At 33.7% G+C, this 21871-nt stretch carries 16 protein-coding genes; 9 read left to right on the forward strand and 7 right to left on the reverse strand.

Going from position 1 to position 21871, the window contains the following annotated elements; genetic code table 11:
- The first annotated feature begins 430 nt into the window (after positions 1-430).
- The 4 genes from B0A81_RS19155 to B0A81_RS19170 all read left to right on the forward strand — a co-directional run bounded on the left by B0A81_RS19155 (position 431) and on the right by B0A81_RS19170 (position 2970).
- The gene (locus tag B0A81_RS19155) at positions 431-1561 is read left to right on the forward strand and encodes an Mrp/NBP35 family ATP-binding protein (protein WP_089059495.1); all 1131 of its coding nucleotides are present in this window, start codon (positions 431-433) and stop codon (positions 1559-1561) included.
- Between the two features lie 98 nt (positions 1562-1659).
- Positions 1660-1899: a NifU family protein gene (locus B0A81_RS19160; protein WP_012023406.1), complete on the forward strand. Its 240-nt coding sequence runs from the start codon at positions 1660-1662 to the stop codon at positions 1897-1899.
- 214 nt (positions 1900-2113) lie between these two features.
- Entirely contained in the window at positions 2114-2593 is a 480-nt protein-coding gene (locus B0A81_RS19165) for a hypothetical protein (RefSeq protein ID WP_089059496.1), read from the forward strand.
- Positions 2594-2652: 59 nt separating this feature from the next.
- Positions 2653-2970, forward strand: a complete 318-nt coding sequence (locus tag B0A81_RS19170; protein ID WP_089059497.1) for a 2Fe-2S iron-sulfur cluster-binding family protein — start codon at positions 2653-2655, stop codon at positions 2968-2970.
- A 72-nt stretch (positions 2971-3042) separates the two neighbouring features.
- Here B0A81_RS19170 and B0A81_RS19175 read toward each other — a convergent pair whose 3' ends face one another.
- From B0A81_RS19175 to B0A81_RS19190, 4 genes are all read right to left on the reverse strand, one after another.
- The gene (locus B0A81_RS19175; RefSeq protein ID WP_089059498.1) at positions 3043-3561 is read right to left on the reverse strand and encodes an SMI1/KNR4 family protein; all 519 of its coding nucleotides are present in this window, start codon (positions 3559-3561) and stop codon (positions 3043-3045) included.
- Between the two features lie 133 nt (positions 3562-3694).
- Positions 3695-4684, reverse strand: coding sequence for an aspartate-semialdehyde dehydrogenase (locus B0A81_RS19180; protein WP_089059499.1), 990 nt, complete (start codon positions 4682-4684; stop codon positions 3695-3697).
- 166 nt (positions 4685-4850) lie between these two features.
- Positions 4851-5264, reverse strand: coding sequence for a large conductance mechanosensitive channel protein MscL (gene mscL, locus B0A81_RS19185; RefSeq protein ID WP_089059567.1), 414 nt, complete (start codon positions 5262-5264; stop codon positions 4851-4853).
- 56 nt (positions 5265-5320) lie between these two features.
- Positions 5321-7792 (reverse strand): bifunctional UDP-N-acetylmuramoyl-tripeptide:D-alanyl-D-alanine ligase/alanine racemase, encoded by a 2472-nt coding sequence (locus tag B0A81_RS19190; protein ID WP_089059500.1) that lies wholly within the window; start codon positions 7790-7792, stop codon positions 5321-5323.
- A 267-nt stretch (positions 7793-8059) separates the two neighbouring features.
- Between B0A81_RS19190 and B0A81_RS19195 the strand changes: the two genes are divergently transcribed.
- Entirely contained in the window at positions 8060-8665 is a 606-nt protein-coding gene (locus tag B0A81_RS19195) for a hypothetical protein (RefSeq protein WP_233206942.1), read from the forward strand.
- Here B0A81_RS19195 and B0A81_RS19200 read toward each other — a convergent pair.
- Positions 8660-9364: a porin family protein gene (locus B0A81_RS19200; RefSeq protein ID WP_089059501.1), complete on the reverse strand. Its 705-nt coding sequence runs from the start codon at positions 9362-9364 to the stop codon at positions 8660-8662. The two genes, B0A81_RS19195 and B0A81_RS19200, sit on opposite strands and share 6 nt — an antisense overlap.
- A gap of 221 nt (positions 9365-9585) precedes the next feature.
- Here B0A81_RS19200 and B0A81_RS19205 point away from each other — a divergent pair, with 221 nt between their 5' ends.
- From B0A81_RS19205 to B0A81_RS19220, 4 genes are all read left to right on the forward strand, one after another.
- Positions 9586-9939 carry a hypothetical protein gene (locus B0A81_RS19205; RefSeq protein ID WP_165768100.1) on the forward strand — a complete coding sequence of 118 codons (354 nt, stop codon included), beginning with the start codon at positions 9586-9588 and terminating at the stop codon, positions 9937-9939.
- 159 nt (positions 9940-10098) lie between these two features.
- Positions 10099-12306 (forward strand): TonB-dependent receptor, encoded by a 2208-nt coding sequence (locus tag B0A81_RS19210; protein WP_089059503.1) that lies wholly within the window; start codon positions 10099-10101, stop codon positions 12304-12306.
- Between the two features lie 146 nt (positions 12307-12452).
- Positions 12453-14561: a prolyl oligopeptidase family serine peptidase gene (locus tag B0A81_RS19215; RefSeq protein WP_089059504.1), complete on the forward strand. Its 2109-nt coding sequence runs from the start codon at positions 12453-12455 to the stop codon at positions 14559-14561.
- A gap of 287 nt (positions 14562-14848) precedes the next feature.
- Positions 14849-15841, forward strand: coding sequence for a Gfo/Idh/MocA family protein (locus tag B0A81_RS19220; protein ID WP_089059505.1), 993 nt, complete (start codon positions 14849-14851; stop codon positions 15839-15841).
- Positions 15842-16061: 220 nt separating this feature from the next.
- On the opposite strand, the gene B0A81_RS19225 is transcribed toward B0A81_RS19220, so the two are convergent.
- Together B0A81_RS19225 and dnaE are read right to left on the reverse strand one after the other, a co-directional pair.
- Positions 16062-17000, reverse strand: a complete 939-nt coding sequence (locus B0A81_RS19225; RefSeq protein WP_089059506.1) for an outer membrane beta-barrel protein — start codon at positions 16998-17000, stop codon at positions 16062-16064.
- Positions 17001-17177: 177 nt separating this feature from the next.
- Positions 17178-21710, reverse strand: a complete 4533-nt coding sequence (dnaE, locus tag B0A81_RS19230; RefSeq protein ID WP_089059569.1) for a DNA polymerase III subunit alpha — start codon at positions 21708-21710, stop codon at positions 17178-17180.
- Positions 21711-21871: the final 161 nt, after the last annotated feature.

Genomic DNA, 21871 nt, shown 5'->3' on the forward strand with positions numbered 1-21871 from the left:
GTAAAGTTTCGCATCTGTTTAAATTTTAAATTTTTATAAAATCTATTTTAAAAAACATCAAAAACTCAGAAATACTCGAAAGTAAGTTTTCCTGCATTTTTGATAAATTTGGAAGCCTGCGATTTTGGGTACCCAAATTTAATTAAGATTATCGACAATTCGACGATTAAACACAGGAATTTTTATACGAATTTACAGACGCCGTTCTCTTTAAAAAAGCACTAAAAATTAGATTTTATAAATATGATTCACGAATTTTAATGCTTTAAAAAATATACTATTGATCATTTTGACCAATCTCAATATCAATAAATACAATTTAAAAGGGTTTGAATCCGAACATAATCTGTTATCTTTGCAGTCTGAAATCAGTTTAAATAAATATAGAAATTTGAAATCGATTTCTTTCCATACATAATAGCACATTAAAATGAAATTAGATAGAAAAGAAATTCTTAAAGCTTTAGAAACAATCACTATAGCTGGCGAAGGAAAAAATATGGTTGAAAGCGGTGCCGTTTCAAACGTACTAACTTTTGGCGATGAAGTTGTTGTAGATTTAGTATTGCACACGCCTGCGATGCATATCAAGAAAAGAGCTGAAGATGATATCAAAAAAACAATTCACGAATTGATATCTGCTGATGCAAAAATCAAAGTAAATATTAAAGTAGAAACTCCTGAGAAAGTCGAAATTAAAGGTCGTGCTATTCCGGGAATTAAAAATATTATTGCCGTTGCTTCTGGAAAAGGAGGCGTTGGAAAATCGACTGTAACTGCAAATCTTGCTGTTACACTTGCAAAAATGGGTTTTAAAGTTGGGGTTTTAGATGCCGATGTTTACGGTCCTTCGATGCCAATTATGTTTGATGTTGAAAATGAAAAACCTATTTCGATAACTGTTGACGGAAAATCGAAAATGAAACCAATTGAAAGCTATGAAATCAAAATGCTTTCTATTGGATTTTTTACTGCACCAAGCCAAGCTGTAATCTGGAGAGGTCCAATGGCGGCAAAAGCTTTAAATCAAATGATTTTTGACGCTGATTGGGGAGAATTAGATTTTATGCTTCTAGATTTACCTCCGGGAACTGGAGATATTCACCTTTCAATCATGCAGTCTTTACCAATTACTGGAGCTGTAGTAGTAAGTACTCCACAAGCAGTTGCTCTTGCAGATGCTAAAAAAGGAGTTTCAATGTTCATGCAGGACAATATAAATGTTCCTGTTTTAGGAATTATTGAAAACATGGCTTATTTTACTCCTGAAGAGCTGCCTAATAACAAATATTATATTTTTGGTCAGGAAGGAGCAAAAAACCTTGCAGAAGATTTAAATGTTCCATTCTTAGGTGAAGTTCCAATTGTACAATCTATTCGTGAAGCAGGAGATTTTGGACGCCCAGCGGCATTACAAACTGCATCGCCAATTGAGACTATTTTTGAAGAAATAACTCGAAATGTTGTACAAGAAGTAGTGAACAGAAACGAAAGTCTTCCTGCTACTGAAGCAATTAAAATTACAACAATGGCAGGTTGTTCTGCAGTAAAGAAAAATTAATAATAAGATAATTGAGATCATTTGATAATTAGATAATTATTATGCGTTATGCAAATTATCTAATTATCTAGTTGACACATTTTCTAATTGATAAAATTATGACAACAGAAGAATTAACAAATAATGTTTTATTGGCTCTAGACGAAATCAGGCCATTTTTAAAATCTGATGGCGGTGATATTACGCTTATCTCTATTGATGATGATAAACATGTTAAAGTTCGTCTTGAAGGTGCCTGCATAAGCTGCAGTGTAAATCAAATGACATTAAAAGCCGGCGTAGAAACTACTATCAAAAAATATGCACCGCAGATTGAAACTGTAGTAAATATAATGTAACCATAGTATTAGCAAGCGTATTTTTTGAGCAATTAAAATTAACAAGAATAATAACCTTGTAAGCCATTAAAATAACAAAACAGCAACAAAACAATAGAAACATATACGTTTTTTGATAATTTATTAAAAAACAATGTAAAGTTTTAAGAGTTTTAGTTAAGTAATTGTTACATTTTTAACTTAAATTTGTGACATAACCCTAAATCTTAGACTCATGAGAAAATTTTACATTCTATTACTATTCTTGTTTTTTGTTTCTGCAAATTATGCTCAGAGTAAAACAGTAGTTGCTGACAGAGCTTGGGTAAATGAATCAGAAGAATGGTCAGACTTTGCATATGCTGGACAGGTAGTATTTTCGATTAATCCTAATGAAGGTCCTGGAAGTTTACGAATAGGAAATTATGATTTCTTGTATGATTTTGTTGAAGGGAAAGCTAAGTTTTCAAACAAAGCCACTTACAGCTCAGCGTCATTTTTGAATCCGAGAAAAGTTTCGGCAATGACAGATAAAAAAGGTGTATTAAATTCGACTTACGAAGGAACATTAATCTTTCAATCAGACAAAGATTATTACTCAGTAATAGCAATTGTTACTATTCTTGAAAAGGACGATACTGTTTTAGGCGTAAAAATGCGTCTTAAAGAAGGTAACCGAAAAGAGTATGCTTTTAGTACAAAACCAACAAGTTAATTTAAACAAAGGATTTTTTCACGTTATAAAATCCTAACATAAAATTCCAAATAATTAAAATGGATGTATTAATAAAGATTAAAGATCGAGAAGGAGTTATACACGAATTACAGGCTCCAACTGATATGGCGATGAACATAATGGAATTATGCAAAGCATATGAACTTCCTGTTGAAGGAACTTGCGGAGGAATGGCAATGTGTGCTTCCTGCCAATGTTACGTTCTAAATGATGTTGCGTTACCAGAAATGGGCGATGATGAAGAAGCCATGCTTTCGGAAGCATTTTATGTTAAACCTAATAGCCGTTTAGGTTGTCAGATACCAATTACTGAAGATTTAGAAGGATTAGAGTTAGAATTAGCTCCTGAATACTAAAAATAAAATTATACTGTTTTAAAAATCCAAATTTCAATAAACTGCTCAGCACTATTGAAATTTGGATTTTTTTTAGTTGTTTTCTAAATCGCTTGGATCAAAAGGTTCAAACTCTTTTTCTGAAAATGCATCTGTCAAAATTCCTGACGAGCATAACCAAGTAATTGCTTCTTCCAATGTATTTCCGGCTTTATAAATCATTTCGCTGTAGCGCGGTAAAATATAATACTCGTTTTTATAAAGTATAATTTCATCTCCATCAAAAGTATCACCAATTCGAATTGTCCCAAAATCTCGGGATAAAACTTGATCTTTCGTCAGCACTTCTTTGCCTTCATCCCAAAACCAATATTCCGTTATACGATTTCTCCATTCTTCTAAGGTTAGTATTATTATCTCTGGAAGAAATATTCGCACGTATGTTCCGCCAAGAATTCCGCTTCCGTAAACTAACACATATTCTTTATAATCTTCATCAAAAGCGATGTTTAATGTTTTTTCACAAGCTAAGATTTCTTCTTCGGAAGCCAGAAATAAATCGGTTTTATTAGTCTTATAATTTGGAATTATCTTGTAGTTATCGAAATTCATTTTTATTGCTTTTATTAGGAGCTTAAAAATAAATCTTTTTTACTTTGAAACTAAATTTATTCTCACAAAAAAACCGTAATTACAGTACTGCAATTACGGCTTTCTCTTTATAACAATTTTATTTAATCTCTAATTAAACCAAACCTGCTTGAATTAAATATTCAGCGATTTGAATCGTGTTTGTTGCAGCACCTTTTCTTAAGTTATCAGCAACGATCCACATATTTAAAGTGTTTGGCTGGCTTTCGTCACGACGGATTCTTCCAACAAATACATCATTTTTACCTTCAGCATATAATGGCATTGGGTAAGTAAATGTATCTAAATTATCTTGTACCGTTACTCCGTCTGTATTATGCAAAATTTCACGAACTTCGTTTACATCAAAATCATTTGTAAACTCAACATTTACTGCTTCACTATGTCCGCCTACAACTGGCACACGAACTGCAGTAGCTGTAACTCTAATGGTATTGTCACCAAGAATTTTTTGAGTTTCGCGAACTAATTTCATTTCTTCTTTAGTGTATCCGTTTTCTTCAAAACTATCGCAATGTGGAATTGCATTTCTGTGAATTGGATACTTGTAAGCCATATCACCTTGAATTCCTGCGTATTCGTTTTCTAATTGTTTTACTGCTTTTACACCAGTTCCAGTGATTGATTGGTAAGTAGAAACGATAACTCTTTTAATATTGTATTTTTTATGCAAAGGTGCCAAAGCCAATACCATTTGAATAGTCGAACAGTTTGGGTTTGCAATAATTTTATCTTCTTTTGTTAATGATGAAGCATTGATTTCTGGAACTACTAATTTTTTAGTAGGATCCATTCTCCATGCCGATGAGTTGTCGATTACAGTAGTTCCAGCAGCAGCAAATTTCGGAGCCCATTCTAATGATGTATCTCCACCTGCAGAAAAAACAGCAATATCAGCTTTCATATCAACTGCAGTCTGCATTCCTACAACTTTATATTTTGTTCCTTTATAATCAATTTCTTTTCCTACTGATCTTTCAGAAGCAACAGGAATTAATTCTGTAACAGGAAAATTTCTTTCTGCTAAAACTTTAAGCATTACTTCGCCAACCATTCCGGTAGCACCTACAACCGCTATTCTCATTTTTATATTTTTAATATCAATTAATCAAATTTACTCTGCAAAAATAGTTATAATAAAAACGAAAACAATGTGCTTCACAAAAAATAACAAAATGTTACAAAACAAACAATTCATAAAAAAAACCGCCCAATTAAGGAACGGTTTAGTTAGACTTAGTGCAGCGGAATTATTTTTTAAGCAAATCTCTAATTTGCGTAAGTAACTCTTCTTGAGTTGGTCCTGCAGGCGCAGCCGCAACTTCTTCTTTTTTCTTAACTTTATCAGCAGCTCTTAAAACAACAAATACAAAGAATGAAATAATTACAAAATTAATGATTGCCTGAACCAAATTACCATAAGTAATTACAGCAGCGCCAGCCGCTTTTGCCGCAGCCAAATTTGTATAAGTATTACCATCAAGTGTAATAAATTTTTGAGTAAAATCGATTCCTCCAGTCAGTAAACCAACTACAGGCATAATAATATCGTCTACAGCAGAGCCGACAATTTTACCAAATGCTCCACCAATAACTACTGCAGTAGCTAAACTAAGCACATCACCTTTCAATAAAGAAGCCTTAAAATCTGCGAAAAATCCCATAGTATTTGTTTTTAAAATTAAACTCAATATCAAATATAATAATTTTAACAAATATTCTACCTGAAAAATACTCTTTTTACGCGCTGCGAGATGCTTGTCATAATTTCGTAAGGAATCGTTTTTAATGCTTCGGCCATTTCAACAACGGTTGGGCTTTCGCCGAAAATAATAACCGAATCTCCTTCTTTACACTCAATATGACTTACATCGACCATTAACATATCCATACAAACGCTTCCTACTATATAAGCTTTTTGACTTTTTATGGTTACAAAACCAACCTCATTTCCCCATAATCTCGAAATTCCGTCAGCATAACCAATTGGTATTGTGGCAATTTTAGTTTCTTTTTTTGCCATAAATCTTCGGCCGTAACCAACACTGTCTCCGCTTGGAATGGTGCGAACTTGAGATATAATCGATTTTAATGTTCCAACATTTTCTAGATACTTCTGTTCTGCCGGATCATTGGAAACACCATATAATCCAATTCCTAATCGCACCATATTATATTGTGCATTTGGAAAATTACTAATTCCGGATGTATTCAAAATATGACGAATTGGACTTATATTTAATTCAGACATTAATCTTGAAGATAATTTCTCGAACAAACTTATTTGCTCTTCCACAAATTCAAAGTGGTTCGGATCATCACTTGTTGCCAAATGCGATAGAATACTTTGAACACGAACTGTTGAATTTCCTCGTAAAGTCGAAATCAATTCCTCGATTGTATTGTCTTCAAAACCTAAACGATGCATTCCTGTGTCGACTTTTATATGAATCGGATAATCTTTTAGATTCTTTTCTCTAGCTATTTTCAAAAAGGCATTTAGTCCTTTTATACTATAAATTTCAGGTTCTAACTGGTATTGAATTATCGAAGGAAAGCTGGTCGATTCTGGATTTAAAACCATAATTGGCAGTCTTATTCCTCCGTTTTTCAGCGAAATTCCTTCATCGGCGAAAGCCACTCCTAAATAATCTGTGTTGTGATGTTCTAATAATTTTGCAATTTCTAAACCTCCATTTCCATAACCAAATGCTTTTACCATGACCATGATTTTTACATCATTGGCCAATTTAGATTTATAGTAATTTAAGTTATGACTTATCGAATCTAAGTTGATTTCGAGAACTGTTTCGTGTGTTTTTTCTTCAAGCAGAGAAACAATTTCTTCGAATTGAAATGATCTTGCTCCTTTTATTAAAATGGTTTCATTATTAAAATTTAACTCTTCTACTGCTTCCATAAATACTGCCGTATTTAAAAACATACTGCTGTTTGGAAACTTAGCTGCAAAAGAAGAAATCGTTGGTCCAATCCCTATAACTCGATTTATTTTATTATCAGCAATAAGCTGTGCTACTTTTGAATATAATTCTTCATTTGAAAATCCGCTTTGAAAAATATCTGATAAAATAACAGTTTTAGAGGCGTTCTTTTTTTTCTGACTTTCCAAAAAATCTAAAGCAATTTTAAGCGACTGAAAGTCTGAACTGTAACTATCATCAATAATACTGCAGTTATTAATTCCGTTTTTTACTTCTAAACGCATTTGAACGGGATACAGCATTTGCACACGGTTTTGAATAACGGCAAAATCATATTTAAAGTAAAGCATTACTAGTAAACAAGAAATCGCATTTTCTACAGAAGCGGAATCACTAAATGGAATTTCTAAATCGAAATTCTCTTTATTGTAGTGATATTGAATTGTTGTTGTATCGTTTTTTGTTTCTCTTTTTAGAATAAAAACATCAGCGCTTTTATCTGTAAAACTCCACGAAAAGAGCTTTCGATCTTTTAAAGGATTTTCGGCAGAAAATGCCATTAGACATTTGTCTACCAATTGATTTTTTTGATAAATAATTACTGGCGTGTTTTTAAACAGTAATAGCTTCTCATTGATTTTTTGTTCTATACTTTGAAAACCTTCATCATGTGCGGAACCTATATTGGTTAAAACTCCAATATTTGGCTTAATGATTTGTTCTAAATTGGCCATTTCTTTTACAGTGGAAATTCCAGCTTCAAAAATGCCTAAATTATGCTTTTCATTTATTGCAATAACAGACAATGGAACGCCTACTTGAGAATTGTAACTTTTAGGACTGCGAATAATATTAAAATCTGGACTAAGTAAAAAATTAAGCCATTCCTTGACAATAGTTTTACCATTGCTGCCTGTTAATCCAATTACAGGAAAATCGAACAGGTTTCTATAATAAGCCGCAAATTCATGAAATGCTTTGAGTGTATTTTTAACTATTAAAAAATTAGCCTTTCCTTTTACATTTTCTGGAATATACTGCACAACAAAATTCTGAACACCTTTCTCAATAAGTTCCGAAATATAAAGATGAGCGTCGTTATTGGCTCCAGAAAGAGCAATAAACAATGTTTTTGCCCCGTTTTGCAGAGAACGGCTGTCGATCGAAATATGATCAACAAAAATATCAGTATCTGAACCTATCCACTCGGCGTTAAAAACCGAAATAAGGCTTTTTAAATTTATGCTCATTTAGAAAATTTCTTTTTGTCAAATTTAAAAAAAGGTTTGCCACGAATTACACAAATTTCCGCGAATTATTGTTTGTTTTTTTACCTCAGATTAAAGAAATTTAAATGATCTAATCTGTGAGAATCTTTTAATCTGCAGCTATTATTTAAGCATTTAGCAAATAAACAATTAGTAAAAACTTGTGTAATTCGTGGCTAGAAAAACTAAATACTCGTTGCAAAAAACATTATTTCATTATATTTGTTCAACACCACAAAATAAAGCGTTTTGAAAAAAGTACTTCCACTATTCTCTTATATACTTCATCCAATATTTATTCCAATGTACACTACATTGTTATATCTTTTTTGCAAAGATGATATTTTTACAACTCAAGAGAAGTACTTTGTTTTATTTCAGATTTTAGTGATTACAATCATTGTCCCTGTTTTATTTTTCTTGTTGCTTCGCTCAACAGGACATGTAAAATCATTAATGCTGCCAGAAACCTCTCAAAGACTTGTTCCGTTGGTTTTACAGTCTTTTTTGTATATTTTATTGGTCAAAAGAAGTATTGTTATTACTCGTTATCCTGAGCTTCATTTCTTTTTTCTGGGCGCATTATTTACGACTATTTTAGCGCTGGTTTGTTCGCTCTTCAAATTTAAACCAAGTCTTCACGTTGCAGCAATAAGCGGTTTCACGATTTTTGCCATAGGATTAAATATGCATCTGCAGACACAAAATCCGTATTGGGGTGCTTTTTTAATTTTAATGACAGGAGTTGTTGCTTCTTCACGATTAGAGATGAATGCTCATACTCCAAAAGAACTTCTTGCTGGATTGTTTATAGGCGTTTTACCGCAATTACTGTTTTTATTTCTGTGGTTATAAAATATAAAAAATCAGTCCTGCATTCAGGGTTTTTAAATTAACTTTCTCTCCAGTTAGTGTTGTAACTGAATCAAACAACGGGCTTAAACCATAATATACATAAAGATTCCATGTATTATATCCTGCAGAAAGATATGGCCCATATTGAAATTTATTAATCGCAATATTGTTTTTTACTTTATAGGTTTCTTCTCCATCATTTAAGATTGAGGAATTAGAAAACACATAACTAAACTTCATTCCGGCATAAATTCGCCAAAATTTAGTACTCTCATAAGTAGAATTACGCCATCTAAATTCTATAGGCAAATCAAATGAATATTGCTTATAACGATTCGATACGATCTCGCCATAGTTTGAAACATTATAAACTATGGCTCCAGAACCATCTCTCGAAACTCCTAGATTTTGATAATAATTTTGATAACTAAATCCTAAACCTGCAGCAATTGCAATTGTTCGCGTTTTATTAATGGGCATATCGCGCAAAAAGCCTCCAGAAAGTCCTAAAGAAAACTTGTTTTGCTTGAATCTTTGAGGCGTATCTGTAAACATATTATACGTTACCGAAAAATAAAACTGATCTTCACGATACAAAGAATCAATTTTAACTTCGGGTTTTACTTCTGGCTTCACTTCATTTTGAGCAAAAACACTGAAAAATGAAACTAAAAACAAACAGCTAAAAAGTAATCGCATATTGCATTGTGGTTTTAAAAGGGTTCTTAAATAAACGTTCAAAAAGCAGCATTTATTTCACTTACAAATATAACACAATGCCACTTCATGATATGATTTGAAAGTAATAATTCTCTTTTTCACGACGAATAAACGCATTCTTTGCACTATTTTCAACAAATCAAGAGCAGAATCAAAAAAATAAATCATTTTTTCACTGGTCTTTTATACCTTTGTCATGCATGAAAAGAAAGCAGCTCATATTAAGTTTCTCGTTTGCTGTCACAATATTGTTTTCGATATTGTTTCAGTCTGTGCACAGTTATGAGCATATCATAAAACAGCTTTCAGAAAAACAATGTCATCACGATTACAATGATCCAAACGGCGAAATAACACACCAGCATCATAATTATGATCTTTGTTTTGTTTGTAATTTTGCTTTTGGAGGTTATATCGTTCCAGAAAGTTTTTCTTTTCAGTTTCACACTTTTGGTACTGAAACTCCTTATTTCTTTCCTCTTTCTGAAAGAATTTTTTCAATTTCAAAACCTTCGTATTTATTACGAGGTCCTCCTGCTTTTATAGTTTCTTAAATTTCGAATACTCGAAATAATCTTTACATTTTTTTAAATCTAGATTCAAAATAACATTGAGTTTCCTAGTCCTATTTTATTAATTAGGATCAGAATGCTGCATTGTAGTTTTAGTTTTTATTTAAAAAGAAAAAACAATTAACTATAGCATAATTTCAAATGAAAAAAATAATAATTGCCCTTATTTTAGGGTTTTCGGGCTTGTTGTCTGCCCAAAATTCAGTTTCAGGTATTGTAACTGATACTCAAAACCAGCCTATGCCGGGTGTTTCTGTTTACGCACCAGAATTACATAAAGGAACAACTACCGATGCAAACGGAAAATACGAATTAAATAATCTGCCAAACGGAAGTTTACGCCTTGCTTTTTCGTTTGTTGGATTTGCTACTCAAAATAAAACAATTGTCAAATTGGTAAAACAAAACACGTTAGATGTGAGTCTTGCAGAATCTATTTTGGAAATGGATGAAGTTGTAGTTTCTACTCCTTTCAACAAACTGCAATCGCAAAACGTAATGAAAATTGAACATGAAAGTATAAAAACTTTACAACAAAAAGGAACCTCAACTTTAATAGAAGGTTTAGCAACAATTCCTGGAGTTTCTCAAATTTCGACTGGAACTTCTATTGGAAAACCAGTAATTCGAGGATTAAGCGGTAATCGCGTTTTAGTTTATTCGCAAGGCGTTCGTATCGAAAATCAGCAATTTGGCGACGAACATGGTTTAGGTCTGAATGATGCTGGAATCGAAAGTGTCGAAGTTATCAAAGGACCAGCTTCTTTGCTTTATGGCTCTGATGCTTTGGGAGGTGTTTTGTATTTTAATCCTGAAAAATTTGCTGATGCCGGCGATTTTAAAGCTAATTTTAGTCAAAAGTATTTCACTAATACACAAGGAAGTAATTCTTCGATTGGATTAAAAACATCTACTGATAATTGGAAATTTCTAGCACGCGGAAGTTACAACACGCATTCTGATTATAAAATTTCTGGCGGTGATCGCGTGACGAATTCTCGTTATAATGAAACTGATTTTAAAACTGGAATCGGCTACAGCAATTCTACTTTTTCAAGTGTTTTGAGATATAATTATAATAAACTTGACATAGGTATTCCAGAAGATGGAATTGCGGAACAATCTTCAAGTAAAGACACGCAATTTCCTAGACAAGGAATTTTTAATCATTTATTGAGTTTAAACAATGTTATCTTTTTTGAAAACTCAAAGTTAGATGTTGATTTGGGATATATTGCAAATGACCGAAGTGAGTTTGAAGACAGCAACGACGCTTCTCTTCATATGAAATTGAATACTTTTAATTACAATGCCAAGTATCATTTTCCTAAGTTTGGAAAAATTGAAACTATTTTAGGTGTTCAAGGAATGCACCAAACGAATAAAAATTCTGGTGAGGAATACTTAATTCCAGATGCAACAACAAATGATTTTGGCGTTTTTGGAACTGCAAATTACGAATGGAAAAACAGCGTTTTACAAGCCGGACTGCGTTTTGACAATAGAAATATTACTTCTATTGCACACGGAATCGAAGGCGAAGAAGGTTATTTTGAAGCTTTAGATCGTTCTTTTGACAGCTTTAATGCTTCGTTGGGATATAAAACAAAATTAGCTGAACCATTAACGTTGAGACTAAATGTTGCCAGCGGATTTAGAGCACCGAACTTAGCCGAACTAACTTCAAACGGTGTTCATGAAGGAACTAATCGTTATGAAATTGGAAATGCTGATTTGAAAACAGAACAAAACATCCAAACTGACTTGAATTTAGAATATAAAAACACACATTTTGAATTTTTTGTAAATGGTTTTTACAATCACGTAAACAACTATATTTATACGTCTCCAACGGGAGAAATTCGCGATAATAATGATGTGTTTGCTTATGTTCAGGATAATGCAAAATTATATGGAGGTGAAGCCGGATTACACTTTCACCCGCACCCATTAGACTGGTTACATTTTGAAACGAGTTTTGAGACTGTAATGGGTAAAAAAGACAACAATGATTATCTGCCTTTAATTCCTGCTAATAACTGGAACAATACTCTTAGAACTGAATTTAATATTAAAAATTGGCTGAGCGAAGGTTTTGCTTCTTTGAATGTTTCTTCGACTTTTAATCAAGATAATGTAAGCGGTTTTGAAACTGCTTCAAAAGGTTATACTTTGGTAAATCTAGGTTTTGGAGGAACAGTTAAACTTGGAAAAACCGCTTTTGATGTGAATTTAAACGGAAACAATTTATTTGACAAAAAATATATTGCACACCTTTCAAGACTAAAAACAGATGGGATTCCAAATATTGGAAGAAACATTGTTCTAGGCATTAACTTTAATCTGTAACATTTTTAAACCATAATAGTCCTATTAAGTAAATACAAGCTAAGCACTTAATTAAAAGAACTTACAGGACTACTATGGTTTAACTTTTTCCATTCCTTTTTCACAACAAAAAGTGCTATTTTTGTTACAACAGATAAAAACTAACTATGAAAAAAACATTTTTATTGATGGCAATCACAACTGCAGGAATTTCATTTGCTCAAAATAAAATTCAATATCCAGAAACCAAAAAAGGAGAAACTGTTGATGTCTATTTTGACACAAAAGTAAGTGATCCGTATCGTTGGCTTGAAGACGATAAATCTGCTGAAACTGGCGCTTGGGTTAAAGCTCAAAACGAAGTTACTTATGCTTATCTAAATAAAATTCCGTTTCGTGACGAACTTAAAAAACGAATGGAAAAACTTTGGAATTACGAAAAAATTGGTGCTCCATACAAAGAAGGAAAATTTACCTATTATTCAAAAAATAATGGTCTTCAAAATCAATCTGTAGTTTACAGAAAAGATCAGAATGGTAAAGAGGAAGTTTTCTTAGATCCAAATACATTTTCTAAAGACGGTACAACTTCGCTTGGCGGATTAGATTTCTCTAAAGATGGAAGCAAAACTGCTTATTCAATTTCTGAAGGTGGAAGCGACTGGAGAAAAGTTATTATTATTGATGCCGTATCTAAAAAAGTACTTGAAGACACTTTGGTTGATGTAAAATTCAGTGGTGTTTCATGGCTTGGAAATGAAGGTTTCTACTATTCAAGTTATGATAAACCAAAAGGAAGTGAATTGTCTGCAAAAACAGATCAGCATAAATTGTACTTTCACAAACTAGGAACTTCTCAAAAAGAAGATAAAGTAATTTTTGGTGCCGATCAAAAAAGAAGATATGTTGGTGGTTCTGTAACTGAAGACAATCGTTATTTAGTAATTACGGCAGCAAATTCTACTTACGGGAATGAACTTTATATTAAAGATTTAAAAACTCCAAACAGCCCAATTATAACCATTGTAGACAACTTCAACAGTGATAATAATATTATCGAAAACGAAGGAAGTAAATTGTTTATTCACACTGATTACAAAGCTCCTAACGGACGCGTGGTTACCGTAGATTTTAGCAATCCAAAACCTGAAAACTGGAAAGATTTTATCAAAGAAACTGAAAATGTTTTATCACCATCTACAGGAGGCGGATACTTTTTTGCTAATTACACAAAAGATGCTGTTTCATTAGTTTTACAATACGATTACAATGGTAAATTAATTCGTGAAATCAAACTTCCTGCTGTTGGAACTGCTGGAGGATTTGGTGCAAAAAAGGAAGAGAAAATTTTATACTACAGCTTTACAAATTATACAACTCCGGGAAGTATTTTTTCTTTTGAACCAAAATCTGGTAAATCAGAAATTTATCAAAAACCAAAAGTTGATTTCAAAAGTGAAGATTATGAGTCTAAACAAGTATTTTATACTTCAAAAGACGGTACAAAAATACCGATGATTATTACTTATAAAAAAGGAACAAAATTAGACGGTAAAAACCCAACGATTCTTTATGGTTATGGTGGATTCAACATTAGTTTAACACCAAGTTTCAGTATCGCAAATGCGGTTTGGATGGAAAATGGAGGTGTTTATGCTGTTGCCAACTTAAGAGGCGGCGGTGAGTATGGTAAAAAATGGCACGATGCAGGAACTAAACTTCAAAAACAAAATGTATTTGATGATTTTATCGCTGCTGCTGAATATCTAATTGCTCAAAAATATACTTCATCAGATTATTTAGCTATTCGCGGAGGATCTAACGGAGGATTATTAGTTGGAGCAACTATGACTCAGCGTCCTGATTTAATGAAAGTAGCTTTACCTGCAGTTGGTGTAATGGATATGTTACGTTACCATACTTTTACTGCTGGAGCAGGTTGGGCATATGATTATGGAACAGCTCAAGACAGTAAAGAAATGTTTGAATACCTTAAAGGATATTCTCCAGTTCAAAGCGTTAAAAAAGGCGTTCAATATCCTGCAACTATGGTAACTACAGGTGATCATGATGATCGTGTGGTTCCGGCTCACAGTTTTAAATTTGCTGCTGAACTGCAAGATAAACAAACAGGAAACAATCCGGTTTTAATTAGAATTGATGTAAAAGCAGGACACGGAGCAGGAAAATCTGTTGCGGCTACAATTCAAGAGAATGTAGATATTCAGGCTTTCACACTTTATAATATGGGCTTTAAAGCTTTGCCTAAGAAGTAAGACTTTAAAAACTTAATTTTTTTAGCCACGAATTCACGAATTAATTTTGTGAATTCGTGGCTTTATTTTTTTGCCGCTAATTCCACTAATTTAAATTATTGAAAAATTACATCCTAGTTATTTTAGCCACAAATTAAAAGGATTAAAATGATTTTTTCAGCGATGTATTTACTTTTAATCTGTGAAAATCTTTTTAATCTGTGGCAAATAAAAAAGAAATAATTCGTGGAAATTAGTGCAATTCGTGGCAAACCTTTTTTAAATTTGAGAAACCAAAATATCCAAAGATGAAAATTATAAAATGGGGAATTATAGGCTGCGGTAATGTTACAGAAGTAAAAAGCGGACCTGCTTTTCAGAAAGCTCCAAATTCTGCTTTAGTTGCTGTTATGCGTAGAGATGCAGCGCTTGCCGAAGATTATGCCAAACGTCATAATGTGCCAAAATGGTACTCGAATGCTGCCGATTTAATAAATGATCCCGAAGTTGATGCGGTTTATATTGCTACACCTCCATCATCTCATAAAGAATATACCATTTTATGCGCCAAAGCCGGAAAACCTGTTTATGTTGAAAAACCTATGGCTCTTACTTTTGAAGAATGTAATGAGATGATCAGTGTTTGTAAGGAACATAACGTACCCTTATTTGTTGCTTATTACAGAAGACGTTTACCTCGATTTTTAAAAATAAAAGAATTAATTGACAAGGGAAAAATTGGAACAATCAGACATGTAAACTGTGTTTTATATCATCCTTTTGAAGCACGTTATGATGATGAAATCAATCTTCCTTGGACGGTTTTACCTCATATTTCCGGCGGCGGGATTTTTGTTGATTTAGCTTGTCATACTTTAGATTTTCTAGATTATGTTTTAGGTCCGATAAAATCTGTTCGAGGACATGCGACTTCTCAGTTAAAAGCATATCCTGCAGAAGACTCTGTTTCGATGTCGTTTTTATTCGAAAATGGAATTCACGGAACGGGCTTATGGAATTTTGCTAGTTTTGAACGTTACGATAATACCGAAATTGTTGGTGATAAAGGAAAAATCTCGTTTTCGACTTTTGGAAATGATCCAATTCATATTCAATATGCGAATGGAGAAAAAGAAAGTATTGCAATCGAAAATCCGCTTCATATTCAACAGCCTCTTATAGAAACCGTAATTGCTGAGCTTTTAGGCAAAGAAGGATCTTCACCATCAAAAGGAATTTCGGCATCAAGAACGACTTGGGTTATTGATGAAGTTTTGAAAGAGTTTAGAAACTCGAAATAAGTTGCTGTCACTTTAAACGAAGACGAAGAGCAAGTATTTTTTACTTAATCTTGTCATTTCGACCGAAGGGAGAAATCACACTTGGGAATCTACAGAGAAAATCACCAATCTTTGCACAGTTTCTAGTGTGATTTCTCCCTTCGATCGAAATGACACAAAAAAAAGAGGATATTCATAATGAATATCCTCTTTTCTAAAAAACTAAAAAACGTCTATAAAATTATAGGCTGTATTTAAGACCTAAAGTCAAACCTAAACCTGAAATTCCAACATAAGAGCTCAACTCATCCATTGGTTTGTCTTTATTAACTCCGTTTGGATTTGTAGCAACATTGTTTGAATTAACATCTAAACCTTCTCTATAATTAGTATGAACTTGAGCTGTTGTTCTAGAAGCTAAAGCATCATTACCATTCACTGTGAATTCAGTTGTTTCTTTTGTTTTACCGTGTACTGTAAAGTTACGGTACTCTAGTTCTGCAAAAGCAGAAAGATGTGAAGTAAGTTTATAAGTTGTACCCACAGCAGCTGTAAATCCAATAGTTGGATTTGGTTTTACTTTGTCAACGCTATGAACATTTCCAAAAACTGGAGCACCAGTACCAGGATTAACACCAACTGGAGCAACAGCATCAGTTTTAATTTCTAAATCACCATGAATTGGAACCAAAACTCCAACTTTTGTATAAGGCTCAAATCCTTTAGATTCTCCTAAAAACATAACAATTGCTGGTGCTACATCAAAAGCTGTAATTTGACCAACAGATTTAAAATTATAAATTCCTGTGGTTGCAGATGTAGGGATATATGGCTGATCTGAGGTTGTTTGAGCCATAGTTTTATCATTACTTGTATAATAATTAACCCCTAACTCAACTCCAATACGTGTTGAAAAACGGTATCCAGCAGTAATACCAGTTCTAAATCCTTGACCAAAAGAACCTGTTATACTTTTTTCAGAAACTAATTTTCCTCCTACATAAGTTCTATTCATTGCATCATGCCCACTTACAGTTGGAAACTCAGTTGAAGCAGTTTGGTTGAAATATGAACCACCCAATTTGAAATACCAGGTCTCTGGTTTGTCTGCTTTTTCAGTTTGTGCAATTGTAGTCATAGAACAAACTAATAATCCTAATAAAAATAGGTTCTTTTTCATAATTCTGATTTAATTAATTTATACAAACATAGAATTTTTTAACATATCCTTATAGTTTGCATTGTTAGACTTGGAACGAAATCGTTGTAATTTTGAGCAATATTACTAAAAAACTATTATGCATGCATAATTTTAACACTAAAAAAATGCATTATCCTAAATTTTAACTGTTAAAATTTAGTTCAGCTTAAAATTTACCTGTAATTTCTCTAATTCTTGAAGAAGCTCGGTAGAAATCTTAATCTTTAATCTTCGGCTTGGCATTGTTAATTTGGTAACAACTTTTATTTCTTCAATTTCGTTTACTTCTTGAATTTTGGTTTCTTGCGCTGCATCTTCATTTTCACCTTCAAAAACAGCATCCTCACTCTCTTCAAAATCAGCAGGAGTTTCTACCTCAACAAGTCGCTTAATTTTTTCCAATTCCATAATCTCAAAAGTCACCGAATTTTCACCTTTATTTTCATTAAATAAATGACTTAATCTATGAATAAATTCAGTTTGAAGATCTTGGATATTTAGTAAAACAATCAGTTTTTTAGCAAAGGCTTCCATAATATCTTGCAATTGTCTGATTTCAACAAACTGCATTCTTGGATCTGATTTTTTACCAGTATCATGGTTTACCCAGCCATCTTTTATTAGTATTTTTATAAAAGCAAAATTATTCTGTATCAGGAAATGTCGGAATTTAAGATACTCTTCTCCAAAAATCTTAAACTCATAACTTTCATCATAACCTTCTAAGTTAAAAACTGCCCAGCCTTTTCCGTTTTTTGCCACACGGTGCTGCACGTTATTAATGATTCCGGCAAAGTTTAGATTTTTACCCACATATTCATTCATACTTTTCAATGATTCTAGTCGAGAATTGCAGAAATACTTCATTTCAAATCTAAAATCATCAAGCGGATGTCCGGAAATATAAATCCCGACAACTTCTTTTTCTTTGGCCAATTTCTCCATCGTACTCCAATCTTCACATGCAGGAATAATTGGCTCTGCAATCTGCACTTCGCTTGCTTCTCCAAACAAACTTACTTGTGATGAATTTTCATTTTCCTGAAACTTTGATCCATACCGAATTGCTTTTTCGTAAAATGTAATTCCGTCACCATCATCATGAAAATATTGTGCTCTGGTTGTTCCTTCAAAAGAGTCAAAACCACCAGCAAGCACTAAGTTTTCAATCGCTTTTTTATTGGCTGCACGCAAATCAATTCGCTGCGCCAAATCAAAAATCGATTTATATCTTCCGTCTTTTCTGTTTTCTACAATCGTTTCAACCGCTCCAGAACCAACTCCTTTGATCGCTCCCATTCCAAAACGAACTGCATAATCATCGTTTACCGTAAATTTATAATACGATTCATTTACGTCTGGTCCAAGAACTTGTAATCCCATACGTTTACATTCTTCCATAAAGAAAGAAACCTGTTTAATATCGTTCATATTATTCGAAAGTACCGCCGCCATATATTCGGCAGGATAATGTGCTTTTAAAAATGCGGTTTGATACGCAATCCAAGCATAACAAGTCGAGTGCGATTTGTTGAAGGCGTAACTTGCAAAGGCTTCCCAGTCTTTCCAGATTTTCTCCAAAATTTTGGCATCGTGACCTTTTGCCGCAGCTTGTTCAACGAATTTTGGCTTCATTTTATCTAGTACTTCAATTTGCTTTTTACCCATTGCCTTACGCAAGACATCGGCATCACCTTTTGAAAATCCAGCTAAAGATTGAGACAAAAGCATTACCTGCTCTTGGTAAACAGTAATTCCGTAGGTTTCTCCTAGGTATTCTTCGCAAGCATCTAAATCGTATTTGATTTCTTCTTCGCCGTTTTTTCTTCGAACGAAAGACGGAATATATTCAATTGGTCCTGGACGATACAAGGCATTCATCGCAATTAAATCTCCAAAAACCGTTGGCTTCAGATCTTTCATGTATTTCTGCATTCCGGGTGACTCGTATTGGAAGATTCCAACCGTTTCACCTCTTTGGAAAAGTGCATACGTTTCTTCATCATCAATCGGAAAAGTATCAGGATCTAGATCAATTCCTGTTCTGTATTTTACTAGTTTTACGGTATCTTTTATCAGCGTAAGGGTCTTCAGACCCAAAAAGTCCATTTTTAGCAGTCCTGCACTTTCGGCAACCGAGTTATCGAACTGAGTTACATATAAATCAGAATCTTTGGCGGTCGTAACAGGCACATAATTCGTAATATCCGACGGCGTAATAATTACCCCGCAGGCGTGAATTCCTGTATTTCGCATCGACCCTTCAAGGATTTTTGCCTGCTGAATGGTTTCTCCTGCCAAATCATCTTCATTGGCAATGGCGATTAATTCCTTTACAAGTTCAAATTCATCAGCGCCTTTTAATGCTTTTTTAACATCATCCTCTGATTCAGAAAGGAAACGCGCCAGATTCCATTTTCCTGGCATCATTCCTGGAATCAGTTTGGCGATTCTATCGGCTTCGAATAAAGGTAAATCCAGTACACGAGCCGTATCACGAATTGCCGACTTGGTCGCCATTTTACCATACGTGATAATCTGTGCTACCTGTTTTTGACCGTATTTGTTGATTACATAATCCATTACACGTCCACGACCCTCGTCATCAAAATCGATATCAATATCGGGCATCGATATACGGTCAGGATTTAGAAAACGCTCAAAAAGTAAATCGTATTTAATGGGGTCAATATTCGTAATTCCGAGGCAATAGGCAACGGCAGAACCCGCTGCAGATCCACGACCTGGACCAACAGAAACGTCCATCTTTCTAGCTTCGGCGATAAAATCCTGTACAATCAAAAAGTAACCCGGATATCCTGAATTCGAAATCGTTAACAACTCGAAATCGAGACGTTCTTGAATTGATTCTGTAATTTCACCATATCTTCTTTTGGCTCCTTCCATTGTAAGGTGTCGCAGGTATTTATTTTCACCGCGAACACCTCCATCAGCTTCATCTTCTGCAACAACAAATTCTTGCGGAATATCAAACTTAGGAAGTAATACGTCACGATAAAGTGAATATCCTTCTACTTTATCTACAATTTCCTGAATGTTAATAATGGCTTCGGGCAAATCGGCAAAGAGTTTTTTCATCTCTTCTTCGGACTTGTAATAATATTCCTGATTTGGAAGTCCGTAGCGATAACCACGACCACGACCAATTGGCGTTGCCTGCTTTTCACCGTCTTTTACACAAAGTAAAATATCGTGGGCATTGGCATCTTCTTTATTTAAGTAATAGGTATTATTGGTTGCAATTAGCTTTACATTATGCTTTTGCGAAAATTCAATCAGGGTTTTGTTTACGCGATTTTCATCTTCCTGATTATGGCGCATCAATTCCAGATAAAAATCATCACCAAATTGTTCTTTCCACCAAATTAATGCTTCTTCGGCTTGGTTTTCACCAATGTTCAGAATTTTACTGGGAATTTCTCCATATAAATTTCCAGACAAAACCATGATATCTTCCTTATATTTTTCGACGATCGCGCGATCAATTCTAGGAACATAGTAAAATCCGTTCGTAAAAGCAATGGATGACATTTTAGCCAAGTTGTGATATCCATTTTTGTTTTTGGCTAACAATACAATTTGGTTTCCGTTGTCTTTTTTGCTTTTATCTAAATGATTTTCACAAACATTAAATTCACAGCCTACAATTGGTTTTATCTCCGTTTCAGTCGGTTCTTCTCCAGCTTCTACCAAAGCTTTATTTTTTCCAGATGCTGCTTTGTTGTGGTTCATAACGGCGCTCACAAAGTGAAATGCGCCCATCATGTTTCCGGTATCCGTCATTGCAACAGCCGGCATTCCGTTTTTGGCTGTAGCCGAAACAATATTTCCTATTCCGATCGTCGATTGAAGAACCGAAAACTGTGTATGATTGTGTAAATGCGAATATTTTGCCGCTTTAAAATCTTCTCTGTCAGAATGCGAAACTGCAGGTTCTTTACCAACAGATTCTAAAGCTTTTAGCTGCTCTCTGATTTTATCAGAAGCCGCTTTTAAATTGATATGTTTTAAACCAATTAATGGAAACTCCTGCGGATTTCTTGCTTGAAATTCTTTGAAGTATTCCTTTGGAACATCCAGTTCTTCTTTGGTAAAAACCTCTCTTCTAATTAACTCCAAGAAACAACGAGTAGTTGCCTCAACGTCGGCAGTTGCGTTGTGCGCTTCTGCAAAAGGTTTATCAAATAAATAACTATGTAACTCTGTTAATGTTGGCAATTTGAATCTTCCACCACGACCTCCAGGAAGCTGCAATAATGAAGCCGTAACTTCGGTACAAGTATCCAGAACAGGCATTGTACTCATTGGCGAATCTACACCCATTCTATGGAATTCAGCTCCCATAATATTAACATCGAAACCTAGATTCTGCCCAACAATAAATTTAGTTTTACTTAAAGCAATATTGAATTTCTCCAAAACTTCTGCCAGCGAAATTCCATCAGCTTCTGCTAATTCAGTCGAAATACCGTGAATACGCTCGGCATCATACGGAATATTAAATCCATCTGGTTTTACCAAATAATCCTGATGCTCAATAAGCTGTCCCATTTCGTCATGAAGCTGCCACGCAATCTGAATACAGCGAGGCCAGTTATCAGAATCAGTTATTGGAGCATCCCAGCGTTTTGGTAATCCAGTAGTTTCGGTATCGAATATTAAATACATAAGTTTAAAAAAGGCAAAATTAAAGTTCCAAAATCCAAATTTCACAACACATAAAACACTGATTTAATGCGCTATACAAAATAGTAAAATATAAAATAGAGGAAATTCAAATTTAGTCTTTTTTTAAACAATTCAACTAGTGAATTTGTTAAGAAAAGCAC

The sequence above is a fragment of the Flavobacterium plurextorum genome (genome assembly GCF_002217395.1).
GTDB lineage: Bacteria > Bacteroidota > Bacteroidia > Flavobacteriales > Flavobacteriaceae > Flavobacterium > Flavobacterium plurextorum.

Bases quoted from the DNA above. Each gene is read 5' to 3' on its own strand.
- B0A81_RS19165 (WP_089059496.1), top strand. From the start codon at position 2,114: ATGAGAAAATTTTACATTCTATTACTATTCTTGTTTTTTGTTTCTGCA.
- B0A81_RS19205 (WP_165768100.1), top strand. From the start codon at position 9,586: ATGAAAAGAAAGCAGCTCATATTAAGTTTCTCGTTTGCTGTCACAATA.
- B0A81_RS19225 (WP_089059506.1), bottom strand. From the start codon at position 17,000: ATGAAAAAGAACCTATTTTTATTAGGATTATTAGTTTGTTCTATGACT.
- B0A81_RS19200 (WP_089059501.1), bottom strand. From the start codon at position 9,364: ATGCGATTACTTTTTAGCTGTTTGTTTTTAGTTTCATTTTTCAGTGTT.
- B0A81_RS19160 (WP_012023406.1), top strand. From the start codon at position 1,660: ATGACAACAGAAGAATTAACAAATAATGTTTTATTGGCTCTAGACGAA.
- B0A81_RS19155 (WP_089059495.1), top strand. From the start codon at position 431: ATGAAATTAGATAGAAAAGAAATTCTTAAAGCTTTAGAAACAATCACT.
- mscL (WP_089059567.1), bottom strand. From the start codon at position 5,264: ATGGGATTTTTCGCAGATTTTAAGGCTTCTTTATTGAAAGGTGATGTG.
- B0A81_RS19220 (WP_089059505.1), top strand. From the start codon at position 14,849: ATGAAAATTATAAAATGGGGAATTATAGGCTGCGGTAATGTTACAGAA.
- B0A81_RS19210 (WP_089059503.1), top strand. From the start codon at position 10,099: ATGAAAAAAATAATAATTGCCCTTATTTTAGGGTTTTCGGGCTTGTTG.
- B0A81_RS19215 (WP_089059504.1), top strand. From the start codon at position 12,453: ATGAAAAAAACATTTTTATTGATGGCAATCACAACTGCAGGAATTTCA.
- B0A81_RS19170 (WP_089059497.1), top strand. From the start codon at position 2,653: ATGGATGTATTAATAAAGATTAAAGATCGAGAAGGAGTTATACACGAA.
- dnaE (WP_089059569.1), bottom strand. From the start codon at position 21,710: ATGTATTTAATATTCGATACCGAAACTACTGGATTACCAAAACGCTGG.
- B0A81_RS19180 (WP_089059499.1), bottom strand. From the start codon at position 4,684: ATGAGAATAGCGGTTGTAGGTGCTACCGGAATGGTTGGCGAAGTAATG.
- B0A81_RS19175 (WP_089059498.1), bottom strand. From the start codon at position 3,561: ATGAATTTCGATAACTACAAGATAATTCCAAATTATAAGACTAATAAA.
- B0A81_RS19190 (WP_089059500.1), bottom strand. From the start codon at position 7,792: ATGAGCATAAATTTAAAAAGCCTTATTTCGGTTTTTAACGCCGAGTGG.